Annotated in this window: 21 protein-coding genes and 1 riboswitch; of the genes, 2 read left to right on the top strand and 19 right to left on the bottom strand. The window is 31.4% G+C overall.

The window, feature by feature from the left end; all coding sequences use genetic code 11:
* Positions 1–28 precede the first annotated feature (28 nt).
* From BUA92_RS10735 to BUA92_RS23280, 7 genes are all read right to left on the bottom strand, one after another.
* Entirely contained in the window at positions 29–889 is an 861-nt protein-coding gene (locus tag BUA92_RS10735) for a cysteine ABC transporter substrate-binding protein (protein ID WP_073019393.1), read from the bottom strand.
* Positions 890–911: 22 nt separating this feature from the next.
* Positions 912–1,661: an amino acid ABC transporter ATP-binding protein gene (locus tag BUA92_RS10730; RefSeq protein ID WP_021803407.1), complete on the bottom strand. Its 750-nt coding sequence runs from the start codon at positions 1,659–1,661 to the stop codon at positions 912–914.
* An 11-nt stretch (positions 1,662–1,672) separates the two neighbouring features.
* The gene (locus tag BUA92_RS10725) at positions 1,673–2,350 is read right to left on the bottom strand and encodes an amino acid ABC transporter permease (protein WP_073019392.1); all 678 of its coding nucleotides are present in this window, start codon (positions 2,348–2,350) and stop codon (positions 1,673–1,675) included.
* Entirely contained in the window at positions 2,331–2,996 is a 666-nt protein-coding gene (locus BUA92_RS10720) for an amino acid ABC transporter permease (RefSeq protein ID WP_073019391.1), read from the bottom strand. The genes BUA92_RS10725 and BUA92_RS10720 overlap by 20 nt, the downstream gene beginning before the upstream one ends.
* Positions 2,997–3,441: 445 nt before the next feature.
* Positions 3,442–5,352, bottom strand: a complete 1,911-nt coding sequence (locus tag BUA92_RS10715) for a diguanylate cyclase domain-containing protein (RefSeq protein ID WP_073019390.1) — start codon at positions 5,350–5,352, stop codon at positions 3,442–3,444.
* Between the two features lie 249 nt (positions 5,353–5,601).
* On the bottom strand, positions 5,602–7,254 hold the full coding sequence (gene hcp, locus BUA92_RS10710) for a hydroxylamine reductase (RefSeq protein ID WP_073019389.1): 1,653 nt from the start codon (positions 7,252–7,254) through the stop codon (positions 5,602–5,604).
* 378 nt (positions 7,255–7,632) lie between these two features.
* Positions 7,633–7,773, bottom strand: a complete 141-nt coding sequence (locus BUA92_RS23280; protein ID WP_175550890.1) for a hypothetical protein — start codon at positions 7,771–7,773, stop codon at positions 7,633–7,635.
* A gap of 210 nt (positions 7,774–7,983) precedes the next feature.
* Here BUA92_RS23280 and BUA92_RS10705 point away from each other — a divergent pair, with 210 nt between their 5' ends.
* Entirely contained in the window at positions 7,984–9,312 is a 1,329-nt protein-coding gene (locus tag BUA92_RS10705) for an FAD-dependent oxidoreductase (protein WP_073019388.1), read from the top strand.
* 69 nt (positions 9,313–9,381) lie between these two features.
* On the opposite strand, the gene BUA92_RS10700 is transcribed toward BUA92_RS10705, so the two are convergent.
* From BUA92_RS10700 to BUA92_RS10685, 4 genes are all read right to left on the bottom strand, one after another.
* A complete protein-coding gene (locus BUA92_RS10700) occupies positions 9,382–9,837 on the bottom strand; it encodes a hypothetical protein (RefSeq protein ID WP_073019387.1) in 456 nt (151 codons plus the stop codon).
* A gap of 174 nt (positions 9,838–10,011) precedes the next feature.
* Entirely contained in the window at positions 10,012–10,245 is a 234-nt protein-coding gene (locus tag BUA92_RS10695; protein ID WP_073019385.1) for a hypothetical protein, read from the bottom strand.
* A gap of 63 nt (positions 10,246–10,308) precedes the next feature.
* The gene (locus BUA92_RS10690) at positions 10,309–11,208 is read right to left on the bottom strand and encodes a LysR family transcriptional regulator (RefSeq protein WP_073019383.1); all 900 of its coding nucleotides are present in this window, start codon (positions 11,206–11,208) and stop codon (positions 10,309–10,311) included.
* Between the two features lie 141 nt (positions 11,209–11,349).
* A complete protein-coding gene (locus tag BUA92_RS10685; RefSeq protein ID WP_073019381.1) occupies positions 11,350–11,985 on the bottom strand; it encodes a flavodoxin family protein in 636 nt (211 codons plus the stop codon).
* A gap of 235 nt (positions 11,986–12,220) precedes the next feature.
* Here BUA92_RS10685 and BUA92_RS10680 point away from each other — a divergent pair, with 235 nt between their 5' ends.
* Positions 12,221–13,501, top strand: coding sequence for an O-acetylhomoserine aminocarboxypropyltransferase/cysteine synthase family protein (locus BUA92_RS10680; RefSeq protein ID WP_073019378.1), 1,281 nt, complete (start codon positions 12,221–12,223; stop codon positions 13,499–13,501).
* A 75-nt stretch (positions 13,502–13,576) separates the two neighbouring features.
* On the opposite strand, the gene BUA92_RS10675 is transcribed toward BUA92_RS10680, so the two are convergent.
* From BUA92_RS10675 to BUA92_RS10640, 8 genes are all read right to left on the bottom strand, one after another.
* Complete coding sequence (locus BUA92_RS10675) at positions 13,577–14,200, bottom strand: MarR family winged helix-turn-helix transcriptional regulator (RefSeq protein WP_083553489.1); 624 nt, start codon at positions 14,198–14,200, stop codon at positions 13,577–13,579.
* A 133-nt stretch (positions 14,201–14,333) separates the two neighbouring features.
* Entirely contained in the window at positions 14,334–16,214 is a 1,881-nt protein-coding gene (htpG, locus tag BUA92_RS10670; protein WP_073019374.1) for a molecular chaperone HtpG, read from the bottom strand.
* Between the two features lie 117 nt (positions 16,215–16,331).
* On the bottom strand, positions 16,332–17,378 hold the full coding sequence (locus BUA92_RS10665) for an AbrB family transcriptional regulator (RefSeq protein WP_083553487.1): 1,047 nt from the start codon (positions 17,376–17,378) through the stop codon (positions 16,332–16,334).
* A gap of 125 nt (positions 17,379–17,503) precedes the next feature.
* Entirely contained in the window at positions 17,504–19,600 is a 2,097-nt protein-coding gene (locus BUA92_RS10660) for a YhgE/Pip domain-containing protein (protein WP_073019370.1), read from the bottom strand.
* Positions 19,601–19,787: 187 nt separating this feature from the next.
* Positions 19,788–20,522 carry an amino acid ABC transporter ATP-binding protein gene (locus tag BUA92_RS10655; RefSeq protein ID WP_021803422.1) on the bottom strand — a complete coding sequence of 245 codons (735 nt, stop codon included), beginning with the start codon at positions 20,520–20,522 and terminating at the stop codon, positions 19,788–19,790.
* Positions 20,523–20,552: 30 nt separating this feature from the next.
* Positions 20,553–21,320, bottom strand: coding sequence for an amino acid ABC transporter permease (locus BUA92_RS10650; protein ID WP_021803423.1), 768 nt, complete (start codon positions 21,318–21,320; stop codon positions 20,553–20,555).
* Positions 21,321–21,505: 185 nt separating this feature from the next.
* A complete protein-coding gene (locus BUA92_RS10645; protein ID WP_073019368.1) occupies positions 21,506–22,333 on the bottom strand; it encodes a transporter substrate-binding domain-containing protein in 828 nt (275 codons plus the stop codon).
* A 118-nt stretch (positions 22,334–22,451) separates the two neighbouring features.
* A riboswitch (Lysine riboswitch) is annotated at positions 22,452–22,633 on the bottom strand.
* Between the two features lie 251 nt (positions 22,634–22,884).
* The coding region (locus tag BUA92_RS10640; protein WP_073019490.1) for a collagen-like domain-containing protein at positions 22,885–24,121 on the bottom strand (1,237 nt) is incomplete at its 5' end.

Raw genomic sequence — 24,121 nt, 5'->3', positions numbered from 1 at the left:
ATTAGCCCTACAGTCCCATAAATATGCCTTATTTTAACTTTCCACCCTCAACAACAAGCTCATCTGGACTAACTGAATCACCATAAACTGGTTTTAAAGTTTCTTCATATGCCTTGTGTATAAAGTTTTCTTTTCCTATAGTTTCAAGTTCTGAGTTTATCCAATTTAATAACTCTGTATCACCTTTTTTAACAGCTGGAGCAATTGAATCTATCCCACCTAAAGATGGAACTCCCACTGAGAATCCTAGATTTGATTTTGCCCAAGCAAGCACTTCTGTATTATCATGTGCTAAACCTGCTCCACGTTTATCTTTCATTGCTTCAAAAGTTTCAGTGTTTTGGTCAAACTTTAATAATTCTATTTCTGGATGATTTTTTGTGAAGTAATCTTCTGCTGTAGTTCCTTTGTTAACAATAAGCTTTTTGCCTTTTAATTGGTCAACAGATGTTATAGGTGCATCATCTGGAGATACAATTCCTAGAGAAACCTTCATATAAGGATTAGCAAAATCTACTTTTTGTTTTCTTTCATCTGTAACTGTGAAGTTAGCCATTATTATATCTACCTTATTTGACTCTAAGTATGCAACTCTGTTAGCTGCTTCAACTAAAACAAATTCTACTTTAGACTCATCTCCTAAAAGATCTTTTGCAAATCTTTTAGCTATTACTACGTCGAATCCTTGGTTTTTACCATTAGAATCTACATAACCAAATGGTGGCTTATCACTAAATACACCTATTCTTATTTTTCCGTTTGCTTTTATCTGTTCTATAGAAGATTTATTTGAATCAGTTGTTGGCGCTGATTTGCTGCAACCTGCAAAAGCCCCCAATAAAACAGTTCCAGTAATTATAGCTGCTAAAATCTTTTTAATACTTTTCATTATTCTTCATCCCCTCTTTTATTTAATATTGAAATATATTTAGAAAGCGCTTTGCGCGTTCAGTCTTTGGATTTGTGAAAAACTCTTCTGGAGTAGTTTCTTCACGAATGTTTCCTTCATCAATAAATACAATCTTATCAGCAACAGCTTTAGCAAATCCCATTTCATGAGTTACTATAACCATGGTCATACCTTGTTTTGCAAGCCCTAACATAACATCTAAAACTTCTCTAACCATTTCTGGATCTAAAGATGCTGTTACCTCATCAAAAAGCATTATTTCCGGATTCATACATAAGGCTCTTACAATAGCTATTCTTTGCTTTTGTCCACCTGAAAGCTGTCTTGGATAGGAATTCATTCTATCAGCTAAACCAACTCTCTCTAATAACTGCTTAGCTTGCTCTAAAACCTCGTTTTTATCTCTTTTTTGTACCTTTGTAGGTCCTAGTAATATGTTTTCTATAACTGTCATATTAGGAAATAGTTCGTAATTTTGAAATACCATACCTATCTTTTGACGAACTTCTCCCCAATTAACATTTTTATCTATAAGGTTATTACCATCTAACCTTATTTCCCCGCCTTGTATTTCCTCAAGACCGTTAATACATCTTAATAGTGTACTTTTTCCACATCCTGATGGTCCTAAAATAACCACTACTTCACCTTTTGTTATCTCAAGATCAATATCCTTCAATATTTGTTTCCCATCATATCCTTTATTTAATTTACTTATTTCTAGTAATATCTCTTTACTATCTTTAACCACTTTAATTCCCCCTAGTTATTCCACTTAGCTTCTAACTTTTTAGATAATATGGATAATGGGTAACATATTATAAAATATAATATGAATATAAATCCATAAACCCAAAAGGATGCTGTTGGAACTTTGAACCTTGAAACTTCTATAACCTGTTGTCCTATTTTTACTACTTCAATAACACCTATAAGTACTACTAAAGAAGTAGTTTTAACCATTCTTGTAGCTAAATTTATAGCACCTGGAAGCATTCTTCTTACAGCTTGAGGTATAAGAACATATCTATATAACATAAAGAAGTTAAGCCCTAATGCCTTAGCTGATTCTGTCTGATGTTTAGGTAGAGATTCTAAAGCACCTCTAACTATATCACCCATCTCTGCTGCTCCCCATAAGCTAAAAACAATTATTGAAATAAGTTCACCCTCTAAATGTATATTTAATACGCTTGTTACTCCAAAATAAAATATAAATAACCAAACAAGGATTGGAATTACCCTAAAAAGTTCTAAATAAAACCTGCAAATAACTCTAACAACCTTAGATTTTGAAGTCATAACTAATCCATAAATTATTCCTAATACAGAACCTATAACTATTGATATAAATGCAATTCTTGCTGTAACTAATAATCCACCAAGTAATCTTGTAAAGTTCATTCCATCAAAAATAACACTAAGACCCGAATTCAGCATATCTTACCTTCCTTTCTAGCCATGTTAAAAATAAAGATAATGGTAAGAGTATTATTAGGTAAGATACTACTAACATTAGTAGTGATTCTACAGTTTGATAATACATTCCGATTAAATCTTTAGTAACGTTCATTAGATCAACTATAGCTATAGCTCCTAAAATAGATGTTTCCTTAAGTAAAAATATACAATTTGCTCCTATAGCTGGTATGCTTACAGAAAAAGCTTGAGGAAGTATAACATATCTTGCAAGTTGAAACTTAGAAAGTCCTATACTCATACCCGATTCAAGTTGCGTTTTACTTACTGCTTCTATTCCACCTCTAAAAGCTTCCGCCATATAACTTCCCCCTAAGAAAGAAAGTCCTATTATTCCACAGGTATTTTCAGTTAAAACTAATCCCAATTTTGTTAATCCGTAATATAAGAAAAATAATTGGATTAACAACGGTGTATTACGTGAAAGCTCTATATATGCTTTTACTACTATATTTAAACCCTTAACCTTGTAATAATTTATAGCGCTACATATTATCCCAATGATAAATGAGCCTAATATTCCCCAAAAAGCAAGCTTTAAAGTCAATATCGCTGCTTGTTGGTATAATGGTATTTTTTCAACAATAAAATTCCAGTTAATAACCATGAATTTACCACCTTTTCACAGTCTAGTATTAATTAATAATTCCTATAGACTTAATATGATATATAGTTATATTATTCACAACTTATTCAATTGTCAATAAACACTAATTATTACTATAATCTATTTATTTAAACTTTATTGAATATATATTAACATTTTATCTTATTTGGTAGTATTTTATTGATTTTTATCCACTTTTTATATTAATTAAGCAATTCAGTTCTTGTCCAACTAAATATTTTTATTATTCAGTAGCATAAAAAGGTGGCTACGCCACTTCGCTAGGGAACCCTATGTTTCCCTTCGACGACACTGCGTGTCTGAGCACCCTCCTTAAGAGGCGGGGAGCACAACCTCCCCTGCACCCCTTGCATTTTTTATTGCATAGGAAGAATACACTTTCCTATACAATAAAAAATAGAGCATAAAAATATGCTCTACCTAACTAATTATTTACATTTTCATAATTTTTTCTTTTTACTGAATACATTTCCCTATCTGCATTCTTTAATAAATCATCTACGCTTGTACCATCATCAGGGAAAACACTTATCCCCATACTAGCCCTTATATTTAGTTTATTACCGTTTATCTTCATTGGAATTTGTAGTCTTCCATTTATTTTATATATATACTTTTCTGCATCCATATAATTTTCTATATTAAATAATATTATTGCAAACTCATCTCCACCTAACCTAGCAACAATTCCTTCACCTTTAATGCAATCTTTAATTCTGTTTCCAACTTCACACAAAACAAAATCCCCAGCACCATGTCCAAAAGTATCATTAATATATTTAAATTCATCTAAATCACAAAATATAAGTGCTAGTTTTTTTGGATCATTAACTTGAAGTCTTAGCTCTTCCTCTAGGGTTTCAACAAAATACTTTCTATTTACTAATCCTGTTAGTGCGTCATGGTACGCTAGGTAAGTTATATACTCTTCTGCTTTTTTTCTTTCCGTAATATCATGGATAATTGCAAAAACCATAATCTTATCTCCACCCTTAATTGGAGAAGGGTGAACCTCTACATTTCTCATTTCTCCGTTAGATAGTCTATGTGTTGTCTCAATTACAGTTACACTTTTGTCTAATATATTTTTAAGATTATTACCTATATCTGAGTTACCTAAATTCTCAGCTCCATTTAGATCAGTAATTTTCATTTTTTCAAAATCTTCCTGATCATATCCATAAAACTTTTGAGCTGAAGCATTAGCGGAAAAAATATTTAAATTTTCAGGGTCTATTAAAAGCATTATAGCTGAGTGTTCACTAAACATTACACGAAATTTTTCTTCACTTACTCTTAGTTTTTCTTCTATTTCCTCATGTACATGTAACTCATATTCAAGCTTTTTAGTAAGGGTTATATCATGTCCAATAATAACAGTACTTATTACTTTCTTACTTTTTTCATCAATTATTTTTTTACAAGAAACATCCATAGGAATTTGTTTTCCTAATGCTGTTATGCAATTAAGCTCCTGATATATATGTTTGTCATAGGGTGACTCTAGAACTATCTTTTTAACTGTTTCCTTTTCGCTAAATAAATCTTCTATTCTCATATTCAAAATTTCACGTTCAGAATAGCCAAGTAAACTAACAGTTCTTTTATTTATTTCTATTATTTCACCTGTAGGAGATACAAGAAAAAATAAATCCATCATTTCAGCTAAGATTTCATCAAACAAAATATCTGAAGGTATTTTTAAAAGATTGTATTTAATTATTGCATAATAAATGCCTAAAACCATTATTAAAGCATAAAATTGTCCCATAGCTGGCAGTATTCCAGCCTCTGACAAAAAATTAATTCCAAAAGATGCTGCACTACTAGATACTACAATAACAGCTTGTCTCTTTTTATTAAGTTCCAATTGTCTTTTGCCCCATATAGCTATCACAATTAGTGAAAGAGATTGATAGGAAATATTATAAATAGTATTAACTAGCGAAAAAATAACATAAATAGAGTCAGTTGAACTTATACCTTCCCAATGTAAAAATACTCTAACGTATATTAAGAAAATAGATGGTACATATAAAAGTACTTGTAGAAGTTTATTCTTAAAAAGCTTATTATTAGTAAATCTTAATGCAATATGAAGAACAAATGTTGTAAAAGTGCACCACCCTATAGCAGCTAGCTTCATTAGCGGTTCTGATGCAAAAAAGGTTGGAATATTTCCTAAAAAATATCCTAGGGACCATATAGATAAACTTAAGCATAACAATAAAAACAGCTTAGTTTCTGCTGAACTAGTGCTTGACTTAAAGGTATGCACGCCTATAAATACATATATTATGAAAGTTAATAATGATAACGCAGCCACAAGATCCATTGACAATCCTCCCCAGTAAGTATACGAAATCCTATTATATAACACCTTTTATTCTTATTCCCTAAATTATACCATTGGGTATATATTTTTTCTATATACCTTTTTATTTTAATATAATTTTTTTTAAATATACATTATTAATTAAAATTAACACTTCAACGTTCATAAAAACCTCACTTCCATTATATTTATTATAGAAAAAATAAAATACTGTTAAAACAAAATTTTAACAGTATTTTACTACTTATGTTAACAGATTTGATTTAATGAACTTTTTAAATCCTCTTCTGCTGTGCTTATTGGTTTTATATTAAATGTATCAACTAAGTATTGTAGAACATTAGGAGATAAAAATGCAGGTAAACTTGGTCCAAGGTACATTCCCTTTATACCTAAAGATAATAATGCTAAAAGATCAGCAACAGCCTTTTGTTCATACCAAGAAAGTACAATAGTTAAAGGTAGTGAGTTTACATCTGTATCAAAAGCATCTGCTAAAGCTGTAGCTATTCTAACAGCCGAATATGCATCATTACATTGACCTACATCTAGTAGTCTTGGAAGTCCTGAAACTGTACCAAAATCTAATTTATTAAATCTATATTTGCCACAAGCTAAAGTAAGAATTATGCAATCATTTGGTACCATTTTAGCAAAATCAGTATAGTAGTTTCTTCCTGGTCTTGCTCCATCGCATCCACCAATCAAGAAGAAATGTCTTATATTTCCCGCCTTAACTTCTTCAACTATCTTCTCTGCATGAGATAAAGTTGCATGATGACCAAAGCCTACTAATATTTCTTTCCTCTCTTCATCTTCCTTAAATCCACCTAACTCTAAGCTCTTTTCTATTATTTCACTAAAATCTTTTGTTTCATCTTCATTAGTCGGAATAAATTTTATACCATCCCATCCAACTACATTTGTTGTAAATATTCTATCCTTATAAGTTTCTCTTGGTCTCATTAAACAGTTAGTAGTCATCAAAATACATCCTGGTATATTATCAAACTCTTTTTGTTGGTTCTGCCATGCGCTACCAAAATTACCTACTAAGTGTTTATATTTCTTTAATGAAGGATATCCATGAGCTGGAATCATTTCCCCATGGGTGTATATATTTATTCCTTTTCCTTCTGTTTGTTCTAATAACATATCTAAATCTTTTAAATCATGTCCTGAAACAATAATAAACGGTCCTTTAACCCTATTTACATTTACCTTATGTGGTGATGGATTCTTATAAGTAGTAGTATTAGCTTCATCTAAAGTTCTCATTACTTCTACACTTATCTCTCCAGTTCTCATAGCCATTCTAATCAAATCTTCAAGACTTAAATTATCATTTGTCGTTGCCTCTAATCCCTTAAAATAAAACTCATCAACCTGATCACTGTGATAACCTAAATATCTTGCTTGATGACCATAGGCACTTACGCCTTTTAATCCATATAATATAGTGGATCTTAACGATCTTATATCTGCATCAAGACTTTGATCATACATAATGCCTGCCTTAACAGAATCCTTAAGCATCTCTTCTTTTGTTTCACTTAGATTATAAGTACATTGATCGGGATATTCTCCTTCTGGAGCTTCATCTCTAAGTCTTTCCTTTATACTTTGTGATTCTTGTAACAGTTTTACATGAACTTCTGCATCAAAATTAACATTAGTTAAAGTAGTAAATAATCCATTCTCAACAAAAGAAACTATACTCTTATCTATCTTTTTTTCTTGCTCCATGATTTTCTTAGCATAACAAGATATTCCCTTTAACTGATAGATAAGTAGATCTTGAAGATTAGCTATCTCTGGAGTTTTACCACAAACCCCTGACTTAGTACAGCCTTTACCACCCATAGTTTGCTCACACTGATAACAAAACATTGCATTCTCCATAAAAATCCTCCTAAACACAATTAATTAAAATCACTACTATTATTTCCATCTATTGGGGAAATATGCACACCTCTAATCTGTAGAAGCGTTCCTCAGCTTCATTAGATTCATTAAAATATTATGCACCTTGTTACTGTAGAGGCTTCTCCTCAAGCCTCATTAAATTCATTGATTGACAATTATGTTTATTAAGAAGTTAAGCTCTTCTGACCTGTAGAAGGTGTTCCTCAGCCTTCATAAGATTCCTTCAATTATTATGTTTAATAAAAAGTTAAAAAGTTAAACATTTAAACATTTAAAAAGAAAAAAAGTTAATCGTTTTTATAAAAAAACAAGGCACCACTTGCGCCTTGTAGAATTCATTTTTAATTAATACTGTTATTTAGGTAGTCCTCTAACAGGTTTACTCATATCTTTATCTTCATCTGCATTTACAGGGTTTGCTGCTGATTTATTATTTTTATTTCTATAATAAGATTTTTCACCTGTTTTATTATTTTTACCAAGTTTTTGAGTCATTAAAATCACCTCCTTATCTATCTTTTGAAAAGCTTATGAAACTATCCCTGTTAAGTTTTGCTATAGATAATATTTTTATGGTATACAATTTAAATTTAAGAAAAAAATAAAAAAAATATAGATTTTTTAACAATACTTTGTTAAAATATTATTTATAGAGAATGATTATTTGTAAATAAAATATATTTATTATTTTGGAGGTAATTTTATATGAAGGTAGCAGTTATAGGTTGTACTCATGCAGGTACAGCTGCAATAGTAAATACAGCAAAAAAACATCCTGATGCAGAAATAACAGTATACGAAAGAAATGACAACATCTCTTTCTTATCTTGTGGAATAGCATTATATGTAGGTGGAGTGGTTAAAGATCCTCAAGGATTATTTTATAGTTCACCAGAGGATTTAGCTGAACTTGGAGTTAAAACTAAGATGTCTCATGATGTTTTAGATATTGATGTAGATAATAAAATCTTAAAAGTTAAGGATTTAACTTCTGGAGAAGAGTTTGAGGATAATTTTGATAAGTTAATAATTACTACGGGGTCATGGCCAATAGTACCTAATATTGAAGGAATAGATTTAGACAATATACTTCTTTCAAAAAATTATGCTCATTCAAACACAATTATAGAAAAAGCTAAATCAGCTAATAGAATAGTTGTTGTAGGAGCTGGTTATATAGGTGTAGAGCTTGTAGAAGCTTTCGAAATGAACGGTAAAGAAGTTACTTTAATAGATGGTATGGATAGAGTTTTAAGCAAATATCTTGATAAAGAATTTACAGATACTGCTGAAGATGAATTTATAAACCATGGAATTAAACTAGCTTTAGGAGAAACTGTAAGTAAATTTGAAGGAAAAGATGGTAAAGTAACTAAAGTTATAACTAATAAAGGTGAATATGAAGCTGATCTTGTAATTCTATGTATTGGATTTAGACCAAGTACAGCTCTATTTAAAGATAAGTTAGATATGCTTCCAAACGGAGCAATAATAGTGGATGAATATATGAGAACAAGTAAAGAAGGTATCTTTGCTGCTGGAGACTGCGCTTCAATAATATATAATCCAACAGGCAAAAGAGAATACATTCCACTTGCTACAAATGCAGTTAGAATGGGTACTTTAATAGGTAGAAATTTAGTAGAACCTACTACTAAATATATGGGTACTCAAGGAACCTCAGGAATAAAAATCTATGACTATAACATAGCTTCAACTGGTCTTACAGAAGCTTCAGCTAAAGCTGCTGGACTAAAAGTAAAAACAGTATCAGCTACAGATAACTATAGACCTGAGTTTATGCCGACATTTGACTCAGCAACTGTTAAGGTTGTTTATGACGAGGAATCAGAAGTAATACTTGGTGCTCAAATAATATCTAAAACAGATTTGACTCAATTAATGAATACAATGTCTGTTGTTATTCAAAACAAAATGACTATAGATGAGTTAGCATTTGTTGATTTCTTCTTCCAACCACACTTTAACAAACCTTGGAGCTTATTAAATATAGTTGCTTTAAGTGCAAAATAGATAAAGAATAAATTGCCACATTAACTTTACTTAGTTGATGTGGCAGTTATTTAATATATCTTACTTTTTTTATTCCGAATCATATCCAACAACAGTCCATATTCCAGTTGAGTCCTTCTTTACTAGCCTCTTTAGATATACTTTTTTAATTTTCGTCTTATTTGAATTTACTTCAACTATAGTTTCCTTTTCGCTGCTTTGGATAATCTTTAATTCTTTATCTTTGATTGGGTAATCTCCTGTAATACCTTCTGGTGAAACTTGCAAACTTACAAAAACTTGAGCTACAAAAACAGGATCAAGTTTCCATGGCGAATGACCTTCTTCAACGCTCTTTTGAGCTTCTTTTTCAATCTCTAGATTAATAGGAATCTTTATCTGTGGTTCAATTCTATCATCTTTGTAATTTGTTGAATCACTATATGTTGTGATTTCACCTGCTATAGCTTCACTATTTATATTAAATAATACACCAAAAGCTACCACACAAATTAACCAATTTCTTTTTAACAACTTTATAACCATACTTGTATCCTCCATAGATAAATCTATTTTTATAGCTATGTCTTTAAAATAGTATTCTCTATGATATAAAAGCTTATGCTGATTACTAAAGCAAAAAAGCTATTATATTAATTTTTAATTAATATAATAGCTTAACTTGTCATTAGATATTCATAACCAATACCCACATCTGAATTATTTAGTTTTATATCTATTTTTAGCTTTATTCTTCAACTTCACACCAATAGTCGAATTTATGAATAATGTAATCATAGATTCTTTTGTTGCCTTATCATCAACGAAAATATTATGTCTTTTACATAACTTACTTAAATCTGATTTAGTAAGTTCGCTATTTTTCATATATGAAGTAGCACTTTTTACGCTATCCATAACCATTATACGTTTATATATTTCATCAGTGTTCATGAGTATACCTCTATTTATTTTATTTGTTCTTCTTTACTTGAATTAGTATATCATTTAACCTTATTATTTTTCAACATCATATTTATTACTATAAGCACTTAGACTTTCAATAAATACCTTTGAAATCATTGATAGGGATATGTCTTTAGATATTAGATATGAAAAATGTCTTTTAAAACTATTATCTACTTCTATTATTGATACTTCTTTATTTTTATATGCTTCTTTTGCCACATAGTTAGAAATAAGAGTTACACCTAACCCATTTTTCACAGCTTCCTTTATTGCATAATTACTTCCAAGTACCATAATGTTTCTTGGAACTATCTCATTAGTTGTTAGAAATATATCTAAATATTCTCTAGTTCCTGAGCCAAATTCTCTACTTATCCATCTTAAGTTTTGAAGTTTGTCATATGTAAATTCATCTTTTGTTAGAGGATGATCGTAAGGCACCATTAAAACCATGTTATCCTCTAAAAAATATTCTTGCTTAAAATCATGTGAAGAAACAATTCCCTCAATAAGTCCAAAATCTAACTTTAGATTTCTAACGCCCTCACATATACTTGCAGTATTTTCAATTATAACTTCTATCTCAATATCTGGATAATCCATTGAAAACTGTTTTAAAAAATTAGGAAGAAAATACTCACCTATCGTAAGACTTGATCCTATCTTTATGTGCCCCTTTAGTGAACTAGATATATTTTTAAGTTCATTGGTTGTATTTTCAACTAATCTAAATATCTCTTTTGCTCTTCTATAAAGCAACCTTCCACTTTCAGTTATTATAATATTTTTCTGCCTTGAGGATCTAGTAATGAGTGTTGTATTAAAATATTTTTCTAGATTTTTTATATGCAAACTTACACTTGGCTGAGATAACTTTATCATTTCTCCCGCCTTAGTGAAGTTCTCTTGCTCAACCACAACCATAAAAGTTTTTAGTTCTTCTAACATCCTAACCCCTACACCCTTTCATAATATTAAATTCCTTTTAAGTAATTGCATTATAGCATTTTCTCCAAATATAAACTATAAAAAAGCTATCGCTAACAATTTTAATCTATTAGTGCGATAGCTTTTTTAAAATATATGTTTTTATCTTACAAAACTAGTAAATATCTTTCCTTCTTTTTCTGGTTCTTGAACATTATCTTTACCATTCTCAACTAACTTCATTAACCAAGCCATATTCTTACCTAATGTTCTCATTATTTGAGTTCCTTCTCCATCTTCAACTACATCTCCTGGTTTGGTTCCATGAATTACATTCCAATAGCTTGAAGTAGGTACCAGCATTTCTGAATAGTTTATAAAGTTGTTTAATTGTTGGAAAGTTGGAAGTCCTCCTGAACGTCTAACTGCAACCACCGCTGCACCAACTTTATGTCTAAATAAATTTCCATTACTGCTTGCAACATAGAAAGCTCTATCTAAAAATGATTTCATGGTTCCAGCTATTCCTGAATAATGTACTGGTGAGCCAAGTAATATACCATCAGCTTCTTTCATTTTTTGAACCCAGACATTTAAAAAATCCCCTTGCAAAACACATTTTTCATCCTTATTTCTTCCACAACCACCACAAGCCATACATCCTCTTATAACTTGATTTCCAACGTGGACAATCTCAACTTCTATACCTTCTTTTTCTAATTCATCAGCAACTAATTTAAGTGCTTGATAAGTGTTTCCTTCTTTTTTTGGGCTTCCATTAAAAGCAACAACTTTCATTAAAACTCCTCCTAATAACTTAATATATTTTTTAGTTTACTCCAATATAAATTTATGGACAAGTACGCACTTTTAGGTAAGTTATTAAAAAAAATTAACTATTTTTCCCTGATTTAATACTTTATATCTTAAAACTTATCTGATACAATAGTATTAACTTTATTTAGAGGTATATATCCAAAATACCTACTATACATATATGAAATATATGAAAGAAAAAGAGGGGGCTAAAAAAATGAGTGAAAGAAAATTAAGTTTTGAAACCTTACAGGTTCATGCAGGACAAGTTCCTGATCCTACTACTGGAGCTAGGGCTGTTCCAATTTATCAAACAACTTCTTATGTATTTAATAACGCAGACCATGCTGCTAATCTATTTCAATTAAAGGAATCAGGAAATGTTTATACAAGAATAATGAATCCTACAACTGATGTATTTGAAAAAAGAGTTGCGGAACTTGAAGGTGGGGTTGCTGGGCTTGCAACTGCTTCTGGTCAATCTGCCATTCTTTATTCTATTCTAAATGTTGCAAATGCTGGAGATGAAATAGTTGCCGCTGCTACTTTATATGGTGGAACCTATGAATTATTTTCAGTTACTTTAAAGAAACTAGGCATAAATGTTGTATTTGTAAATCCTGATGATCCAGAAAACTTTAGAAAAGCTATTACAGATAAAACTAAAGCTCTTTATGGCGAAACTATAGGTAATCCTAAAATCAATGTTTTAGATATCGAAGCAGTAGCTAATATAGCACATGAAAACAATATTCCACTTATAATAGACAACACTTTTGGAACTCCATATTTAGTTAGACCTATAGAATATGGTGCTGACGTAGTAGTTCATTCGGCTACGAAATTTATAGGGGGGCATGGAACTACTCTTGGAGGAATTATTGTTGATGGAGGAAACTTTGACTGGGCGGCTAGCGGCAAATTCCCTGACTTTACAACTCCAGATAAAAGCTATAACAATCTAGTTTATGCGTCTTTAGGTGCACCTGCTTTTGCTTTAAAGGCAAGAGTTCAATTATTAAGAAATACAGGGGCTACACTTAGTCCACAAAGTGCATTTTATTTACTTCAAGGACTAGAAACTTTATCTTTAAGAGTTGAAAGACATGTATCTAATACAAGAAAAATAGTTGAGTACTTAGGTAATCATCCTAAAGTTTCTTGGATTAATTATCCTGAACTTGAATCTAGTCCATATAAAGCACTTGCAGATAAATACCTACCAAAAGGGTCTGGTTCAATATTCACTTTTGGAATTCACGGTGGTCTTGAAGCTGGAAAGAAATTTATTAATAGCTTAGAATTATTCTCTTTACTTGCAAATGTTGCAGATGCTAAGTCATTAGTAATTCATCCATCAAGCACAACTCATTCAGAACTTACTGAAGAAGAGCAAATAGCTGCTGGAGTTACTCCAGATCTTATAAGGCTTTCAATCGGTATCGAAGGTATTGATGACTTAATTTACGATTTAGAGCAAGCTCTTTCAAAAATATAGGTAAAAAAGCAAGAAGTTTATCTTTATAAATAGAAAACTTCTTGCTTTGTTTTTTATAATTCTTTTTTACATTTATTATTCATTAGGTTCTTCAATTTCATCCTCTTTTATATCTGTTTTTCTACCAAAAGGATTATGATGATTTTCCTCATTGCAATTATGATTAAAGCCTCTTCTTCTATCACAATGCTCTAAAAATCCTCTTCTACCCATATGAGGGTGATTATGATGGTGCATTTCATGTTCAATGTCATCAGCATCACCAAGCTCTTTTTCTAGTTCCACAATTATTCGTCCTAAATAGTCTTTAAGATTATTTTGCTCTGACTCATTTAAACATTTAAATAAATCTTTAGTATTATCCTCTTGTTCTTTTTCATTGGTTGCCGCTTTTCCTTCTTCTGTTAAACGAATAATCATTGCACGACGATCTTCTTCTGAAGGTGTTCTAGTTATATATCCGTTTCTCTCTAATTTTGCTAAAAGCTCCCCTAATGACTGTGATCTTATGTCTAAAATATTAGCTAATTCCTTCTGAGTAATTTCTGGTTTTAATTTTAATAAGGCTAACACTCTTCCTTGCCCTCTGTGAATATCCGCCATAGGTCCATGATTTTTGTGATTTTTGAAATGATGTTTATGCATTAACCACTGAAGTCTAGCTAACTGTTTAATTAAATCATTATTACTTTTTTCCATGCTTTTATCTCCTTTAACAAACATACTAAGGTACCTTCTTTTATTTTATTATAAAGGTACCTTAGTATATTGTCAATGCTCCTATTAAATTAAAGTTAAAAAGTCCACTGCACTTCTGCAATGGACTTTTTAACTATTTCATTATCTTACATATATTATTTGTAAACTCTACAGGATCATTTATAGATAATCCTTCTATAAGTAAAGCTTGATTATATAATAAATCTGTAAATAAACTTAATTTATCTTTATCATTTTCAAATGCTTGCTTTAAAGAATTAAATACATCATGATGTACATTAATTTCTAAAACTTTGTCTGCCTTAACATTTTCATTATTAGGCATAGAGTTTAATATTTTTTCCATTTCAATTGAAAGCTCACCATCATTTGATAAACATACTGGATGATTTTTTAGCCTTTTTGAAGCTCTAACATCTTTAACTTTACCAGCTAAAGCAGTTTTCATATATTCAAATAAATCATTATTATCCTTTTCTTCTGCTTCATTAGCTTCTTTATTTTCTTCTGATTCTATTCCTAAATCTCCACTTGATATAGATTTAAATTCTTTTTCCTTATAGTTCATAAGCATTCTTATAGCAAATTCGTCTATATCATCTGTGAAATATAATACTTCATAATCCTTATCTAATAGAAGTTCTATTTGTGGAAGTTTTTCTATTCTTTCTTTTGATTCTCCAGCAGCATAATAAATATATTTTTGATCCTCTTTCATTCTACCTACATACTCAGCTAAAGTTACCATCTTTTTCTCTTTTGAAGAATAGAACATTAGTAAATCTTGTAGAACATCTTTATTACTTCCAAAATCGCTGTAAACTCCAAACTTTAATTGTCTTCCAAAAGATTCATAGAACTTATCATAATCTTCTCTTTTATTTTTTAATAAGCTTTCTAACTCACCTTTTATCTTAGACTTAATATTTTTAGCTATTAGTTTAAGCTGTCTATCATGTTGTAAAATTTCTCTTGATATATTAAGAGATAAATCTTCTGAGTCTACTATACCTTTCACAAAGCTAAAATAGTCAGGTAAAAGATCAGCACATTTATTCATTATCATTACACCATTTGAATATAATTCTAAACCTTTTTCATATTCTTTTGTGTAAAAATCAAATGGTGTTTTTTCAGGAATATATAATATAGCATTATAGCTTATAGCTCCATCAACGCTAGTGTGTATATATTTTAAAGGTTTATCAAAACCATAATGTTTTTCTGAATAGAAATTATCATAATCTTCTTTAGTAAGTTCATTTTTATTTTTTCTCCATATAGGAACCATACTATTTATAGTTTGTTCTTCTATATATTCATCAAACTCATTTTCTATACCCTCTTTTGGTTTTCTACCTGTTATATCCATCTTAATAGGGTATCTAATGAAGTCAGAGTATTTTTTGATTATTGATTTTAATTTATACGCCTCTAAATATTCATCAAAGTTTTCATCTTCTGAGTTTTCTTTAATCTTAAGAGTAATTTCTGTACCATAAGAATCTTTTTCAGCAGGTTCAATAGTATATCCATCTACCCCTTTTGACTCCCATTTATAAGCTTCATCACTACCAAAGGCTTTACTTATAACAGTAACTTCATCAGCTACTAAAAATGCTGAATAAAATCCAACACCAAACTGACCTATAATATCATATCCATCTTTAAGCTCATTTTCTTTTTTAAAATTTAGGGAACCACTTTTAGCTATAACTCCAAGGTTATCATCAAGCTCTTCCTTTGTCATTCCTATACCTGTATCAGTAAGTGTGATTGTTCTGCTTTCTTTATCAGCAGTTACCTTGATAAAGTAATTATCCTTATCAAAGGTTATGGAGTCATCTGTTAGTGCCTTATAATAAATTTTATCAATGGCGTCACTAGCATTAGAAATAAGCTCCCTTAAAAATATCTCCCTATGAGTATAAATAGAGTTAATCATAAGGTCCAAAAGTCTTTTGGATTCTGCTTTAAATTGTTTTGTTTCCAACGCAAATCTCTCCTCTCGCTATAAAACTACGCTTCATACGCGTAGTTAGTTGAATTTTGTTAGCACTCTATATACTAGAGTGCTAATCCCTACTTTTTATATACCACTTTTTGAATTTTATGTCAAGAGTTCGCTTATATACTTAATTATTATTGGAAATAAAGCTATTACACTTATTACTCTAACAAGCTGTAAAACTGCTACCTTAGGGGTATCCGCTCCAAGTTCATCAGCTATTAGTGTCATATCTGACATTCCACCTGGTGCACTAGAAAATAATGCTGTTGTTATTTCTAAATTACTATTTCTACTTATTAAAAATCCTAAAGCTAAGTTTGTAACTATTATTCCCACAAGTATCATAAGCGCTGGAAATAGAATGTCCCCTATACCTATTAAGTCATTAAAGGTCATCCTTTCCCCTATTAATGCTCCTGCACACATTTGAGTTATTCTCCTAAGCGTAAGGGGCATATATCCTCTGCTTGAAAGTATATTAAAAACTCCCACTGATATCATAGAAAAAGTCATAGCTCCAGCAGGAATTTTTAGAAGATAACCTATTGTTCCAAAAATTCCTCCTACAGCTAATGTCATAAATAGATTCTGTATATTACTATTGTTCATATTTTCTTCTTTTTCAACTTTAGTTTTATCTTTTACTATACATACTCCGAGTTTATTACATATCAACTTTAACAAGGATGGCAATATAAGCATTACCCCCATAAGCCTAACTAATTGTAATATTGCAACCTTGGATGTATCAGCTCCTAAATCACTACTTATAATCGACATATCTACAATTCCACCTGGAGCACAAGCAAAAAGAGATGTAACTAAATCAATTCCAGTAAGTTTATGCATTAAATATCCCATAATGAGATTTATTGATATCATACCTAAAGTTATTATTACCGCAGGCTTTATTATTGATTTTAGACTTATAATATCTTTATAAGTTATTCCAGCTCCAACAAAAGCTCCTGCTGCTATCTGTGTAACTATTTTCGCATTTACTGGGAAATAAGCCTTTCCTAAAACTATATTAAAAATTGCTACTGAAATCATAGCTCCTATCATTGCTCCAGCTGGAACTTTTAATTTTAGTGCTATTGTTCCTCCTACTATTGCTACTAATAGTGTTAATAATAAATTCTGCAAATCTATATCCCCCTTGTAAATTTTATGGAACTAACCTCCTTATCATAATACCTATCCTATTACTGTACGTCAAATTGACAAACAAAAATTCCCCTCTAGATTTTACCCTAAAGGAGAATTATCTCTTAAGCTGCTTTTAAATTTTCATTACTTTTTTTCTCTTTTTGTGAAATATTAATAATAGCTCTTATAACTAGACCTCCACATAAAAATGCTAACATAAATATTAGTAGTATAAATACATCCTTATTAAACACTACAGAATTTATTCCACTAGTTACCATTCTTAGTATAGATACAGCATAAGTCATAGGTATATATTCGTTTATTATTTTAAAGAAAGTTGGTGCTGTTTCTATTGGGAAAGTTCCTCCTGATGAAGCTAACTGCAATAGGAATATAATAAACATTATTGGTGTTGCCACAATTCCTATAGCATGTGAAGCTCCATACATCACACTAAAGTATACAACAGATATAAACATATTTGTTATGAAGAAAGTTGTCATGGATACTGTGTGTATATTTAATCCATTAGTAAGCACTACGCTTACTAATAAAGCTTGAACAACAGCTATTACTGTACCTAATACAAACTTTCCTAAAAAGCTGTTAAAGAACTTTCCTTTTATTAAATCAAATTTCTTAACAAGTGATAATAAAAGGTTAATAAACATTGCTCCTAACCATAAAGATAATGATACAAAATAAGGAGCTAATCCTTCACCATAATATTCTACGTTATTTATAGTATTTTCATTTAATACTACTGGCTCCTTTACAAAGTCGGCCATATTATCTGATGTAAATTTTAAATTATTAGTCATATCTGTGTATCCACTATTTAGACCATTTTTTAATTCTTTACTTCCTTCATTTGCATCATTTAAACCAGAGTTTAAAGTATTTGCACCATTACTTAGTTGTGATAATCCACTACTTAATTCTCCTGTTTTATCAGCAGCAGTATTTAATCCCTGTAGTATTTGTCCACTTCCATCTTTTAATGAACTTGTCCCGGCAATTAATTGATCTACGCCTACTGCTGCCTGTATTTGACTTGCTTCAATACCTTTTACAAGTTCAGAAGTACCATCAGCCACTTGTTTTGCTCCACCTTTAAGTGTACCTAGTCCATCCACTAAAGGCTGTAGTGAATTAGCTGATTGACTCAATGGATATGCTATATTACTACTTATATCCTTACTTTTAACACCATCTAAAATAGCCTGAGCCTTCATAAGAGTTGCAACATCTAAATTTCCGGTTGTCTTATAAGTTTCTAAAACTGATGCTATTAAAGCATCTGAAGTATTTATATAACTCGATACATCCTTAATTCCAGCAGCTGCACTATTTAAGTTTTGAGATAGCTTAATATTTGCATCACTAGCTTTACCATAAATAGCATTAGCTCCATCAGAAACTCCCTTTGCTCCAACTACAAGTTGATCTACTTTATCATTTTTTTGAGTTAATCCTTCTTTAAGCTGGTTTAAACCAATACTTAAAGAGTTTATTCCATTATAAACCTGGCTTTCACCCTTTGCAGCATCTTTTAGTCCCTTTTGTAGTTCTCCTGATCCGTTGGATGCTTTAATTAGTCCATTTGATAAATCCTTACTTCCATCGTAAAGTTGTTGAGTTCCATCTTGAAGTTTATTAGCCCCATCACTAGCATCTCCTAATGACTTTTTAATATCATACAAATTATCAACAAGTGCTTTTGAAGTTTCCTCTTGTATATTTTCTGCTATTTCTGATTTTATACTTGTTGCTACTTTTTCAGATATTTGTGAGAATATATAGTTTCGCCCTTTGTTAGCTTCATAAATTATCTCAGGTTTATTAAAAACACCATCTTTTGAGTCTGCAATCTTTTGGGAAAAATCCTCTGGTATGACTATCATTGCATAATATTTATTCCCCTCAACCCCAGCCTTTGCATCATCATAATTTACAAAATTCCACTGAACCTTTTTATTATCTTTTAGGTTGTCTTGTAAGTCTTGTCCTATATTATACTTCTTATTATCTTTTACTATAGGCTTATCCATACTTACAAACGCTACAGGCACATTATCTAATTTACCATAGACATCCCAAAATGCGCTTAAATAAATAGAGGAATATAGCATAGGTATAAGTGTTACAGCAATTACAGATATAATTAAAATTCCTATAACAGATTTTTTAGCATTAAATTTATTAGTTTTATTCATGTTCCTTCCTCCTTTTATTCATAAACCGACTGGTCAGTTTCAATTAAACAACTTTTGAAGAAACCTGTCAACATTAGTAATCATTTTCAATTATGAACTAATGTTTAAATTTTTATTACCTTTTAAGACATAGATTTACATAGGTGTATAAAAAAATAAAACCCTTGAAATTCAAGGGTTTAGTTTATTAATTTAAAGTCCTTTTTAAGAACTCTCTAGTACGTTCTTGTTTTGGATTATTAAATATTTCTTCTGGTAGACCTTCTTCTGCTATAACGCCTTTATCCATAAACACTACACGATCAGATACCTCTTTAGCAAATCCCATTTCATGAGTTACTACCATCATAGTAAGTCCTGATTCTGCAAGTTCTTTCATAACCTTTAGAACTTCGCCTACCATTTCTGGATCAAGAGCTGATGTTGGTTCATCAAACAGTATAACATCTGGCTCCATAGAAAGAGCTCTAGCAATAGCAACTCTCTGTTTTTGTCCACCAGATAATTGTCTTGGTTTTGCATTTATAAAACGTTCCATACCTACAACTTGTAAATACTTCATGGCAACTTTCTCAGCCTCTTCTTTACTTCTTTTTAAAACCTTCATTTGTCCTACAGTACAGTTACTTAGAACATCATGATTGTTAAATAGATTAAACTGTTGAAATACCATACCTAGCTTTGTACGATATGCACGTGTATCATGTTCATCATGTAAAATATCTTTTCCTTTATATATTATCTCACCACCACTTGGTTTCTCCAAAAGGTTAACGCAGCGAAGAAGAGTAGACTTACCTGAACCCGATGATCCTATGATACAAACAACTTCTCCTTTATTTACTGAAAAATCAATATCTTTTAAAACTTCATGAGTTCCAAAGGATTTATTTAAATGTTTAATATCAATTATTTTTTCCATACTTATCTCCTTTGTCCTTAAATCCTTAACCTAATTATTTTGGTTTCTGCGTAACATATCTTCTGGTGTTTCAACTTGCATTTGGTTTGCATACATAATATAGTTGTCCGGACCATCTATTTTTCTCTCGATAAATCTTAGTATTCTTGTTACTGCAAAGGTCATTATAAAATACATAACACTAGCAATAAAAAACGTTGCAAAAAACTTATAATTAATTCCTGCTACAGATTTTGCTTGGAAAAATAACTCTGTTACAGATATTACACTAAGAACAGATGTATCCTTTATATTTATAACAAACTCATTACCTGTAGCTGGTAATATATTTCTAATAACCTGTGGTAATACTACGTTAAGCATAGTTTGAACATGGCTCATACCTATAGCATGTGCTGCTTCAAACTGTCCCTTATCAATAGAAACTATTCCTCCACGGACAATTTCTGACATGTACGCTCCTGTATTTATAGATACTATAAATATACCTGCATATATTCTATTCATATCTATCCCAAAAGCTAAAGCTGATCCATAATAAATTACCATAGCTTGTACTATCATAGGGGTTCCACGGAATACTTCTATGTAAATAGATAAGATAGCATTAATAATTTTTAGAACTGCCTTTTTTATACCTCTTTCAGGTACAGGAATAGTTCTAACCATTCCTACTAACAATCCTATAATAGATCCTAAGATTGTACCAATAATAGAAATTAATAAAGTCATACCAGCTCCACGTAAAAACATAGGCCAGTTATTTGAAAAGATTTTTACAATATCCTCAAAAGTCATTTTTTCACTCCTTTAATTTATCTGACGTCTAGCCACTGTAATACCTCTGGTGGGAGATAACATTGGCACGACTCTAGATAGGTTCAACTAAAATTCAGCTGGGGATAAAACCCCATCTGAATCAAGTTTCACTTGACAAAACCGAATGTTATTTAAATACACTCGGCTTTATACATACCTTGCTATTATTCAGCAGCAGGTTGGTTTTTTATAGCATTATCCATTATAGTCTTACGATCTGATTCAGAAATTTTTGATAATGTAGAATTAATCTTAGCTGTTAAATCACTGCCTTTTTTCACTCCTACTGCTATTGCAACATCTTCTTCAGATGCCTTAAATCCATCCTTAAGCTCTATCATCTTAAAATTATTGCTATTAGATTCAGCACTAATTCCTTCTGGACGTTCTGAAACATATGCATCAATTACACCTGACTCAAGAGCAACTCTCATAGCCGAGAAATTATCCATAGCTGTTTGTTTTTGAACTCCAGCTATTTGATCTATAACAGAATAGTGAAAAGTATTTAATTGTGCAGTTACTTTAGCTCCACTAAAATCTTTTAACGAAGTAGCTCCATTATATTTTCCACCTTTCTTAACTACCATAACTAACTCTGATTTATAGTAATTATCTGAAAAGTCTATTGTTTCTTTACGTTCTGCTGTTGGAGACATACCTGCTATAACTGCATCTATCTTTCCAGATTCTAGTGCTGGTATTAATCCATCCCATTCTGTTTTAACTATAACTAACTTTTTACCTAAATCTTCAGCAATCTTTTTAGCTATTTCTACATCATAGCCTCCTGCATATTCTGCAGCCCCATCAATTTTAACTCCACCATTAGAATCATCCTTTTGAGTCCAGTTAAAAGGAGCGTACCCAGCTTCCATTCCAACTTTAAAAGTATCTTCAGTTTTTGATGTATCAGAAGCCTTTGAGCCACATCCTGTAAGTAAAAGTGTTGCTGATAAAACAGCTGTTACTATTAATGATAATTTTTTCATTTTTTGTTCCCCCTCATATTTTTAGCTTATATTATCTTTTTAAGTTATAAAAAAAGATCTGAGCTGAACTCAGATCGCAATAAACATAGTTGCTACTAGTTTCCCTCCACTTTTCCCTAAATGAGATAGCACAACTCAATAAACTGGGTGGCTTATTGAGACAGTCCTGCAGCTCTTAACTACAGACCCAGCAAATAATAATGAGATTATTATTTACTTCGGCGATATTTCCTTCTCTATAGCATCATTGCTTCTCAAACTCTTCTAAAGACTAATAAATATCGCGCCTCTACCCCACCATTAAAAGTGAGGTTTATTAAATTACATTATAAATGTACAATAATATATTATATATGTCAACAAAAGTGTTATATTTTTTTAATTTTTTAGTGGAAATTCTAAAACGATTTTACATTATAAGAAAAGTATAGCTGAAAAAATATAAATTTTATCTCTAAATGATTTTTTTATTCTTATAAATATATAACCCTACTAATCAATGCCATTAATTTAGTAGGGTAAATTTATAAACTATAATATTCTATATTTCTTTATCTCTGATCACTTATTACAGCGGAACTGTTATAGGTTGATAATGCTGAAGTAGGATCATATGGTGCACCAGTAGGAGTCCCAACTAGCAATGCAATATCAACGGCATTCTGTGGAATTCCCCATGAGTTTCCTGAGAAAACAAATATTGCACTATCTACAACAAATCCTCTAGTATTATAAGTCACATTATCTACAATATATCCTGTAGAATTTGGATTTAAATATGCTGGTTGTCTCATAAAGTAGAATATATTATTTTGAACTATCAGGTTAACTACATTTCCCTGGGTTAAAAATCCACGATTTACTACCCAACCTGTAGATGGTCCTGCCTGAGGTGGTCCATATATATAGTTATTTGTTAGCTTGTGATTAGTTCCTGCAAATTGTATAAACTCAACTGCATACGCCAAATCACTTGTAATAGTAAATCCATCTATTGTAACTCCGCTTCCAGTAACAAGAAAAGGAATCACAGCTGCTTGTAATAAAACTATTGTATTAGGATATCCTTGTAATGTTACTCCTGCTTTATTAACTGTAATTGTTGCAGTAACTGAATAAGTTCCTCCTAGAACATGAACTATACCTGTAGGTGATACTGCTGTAACACCTTGTTGAATAGTTCCAAATGGGCTTGCCTGAGTTCCATCTCCACCAACCGCACCAGCTTGAACATATACTTCAAACGGATTTGGTTGAACAGTTCCAGTTGCTCCAGTTGCTCCTGTTGCTCCTGTTGCTCCAGTTGCTCCAGTTGCTCCAGTTGCTCCTGTTGCTCCTGTTGTTCCTGTTGCTCCAGTTGCTCCAGTTGCTCCTGTTGCTCCGGTTGCTCCTGTTGCTCCGGTTGCTCCGGTTGCTCCGGTATCCCCAGTTGCTCCTCCAGCAGGCCCTGTTTCACCTATAGCTCCAGTTGGCCCCGTTGATCCTGTTACTCCGGTTTCACCTATAGCTCCAGTTGGACCTGTTGCTCCGGTTGCTCCAGTTTCACCTGTTACTCCTCCAGGTTCGCCTGTTGCTCCTGTCACTCCGGTTGCTCCGGTTGCCCCGGTTTCTCCAGTTGCTCCTGTTACGCCTGTTGCTCCAGTTGCTCCGGTTACTCCTGTTTCACCTGTTACTCCGGTTGCTCCTGTTTCACCTGTTGCTCCAGTTATTCCTGTTACCCCAGTTATTCCAGTTGTTCCAGTTATTCCAGTTGTTCCTGTTACTCCTGTTACTCCTGTTACTCCTGTT

Origin of the sequence: Clostridium intestinale DSM 6191 (assembly GCF_900130055.1) — a bacterium.
GTDB classification, from domain to species: domain Bacteria; phylum Bacillota; class Clostridia; order Clostridiales; family Clostridiaceae; genus Clostridium_T; species Clostridium_T intestinale.
The sequence above is the reverse complement of the archived record's forward strand: the minus strand, read 5'-3'. Positions and strand labels throughout refer to the sequence as shown.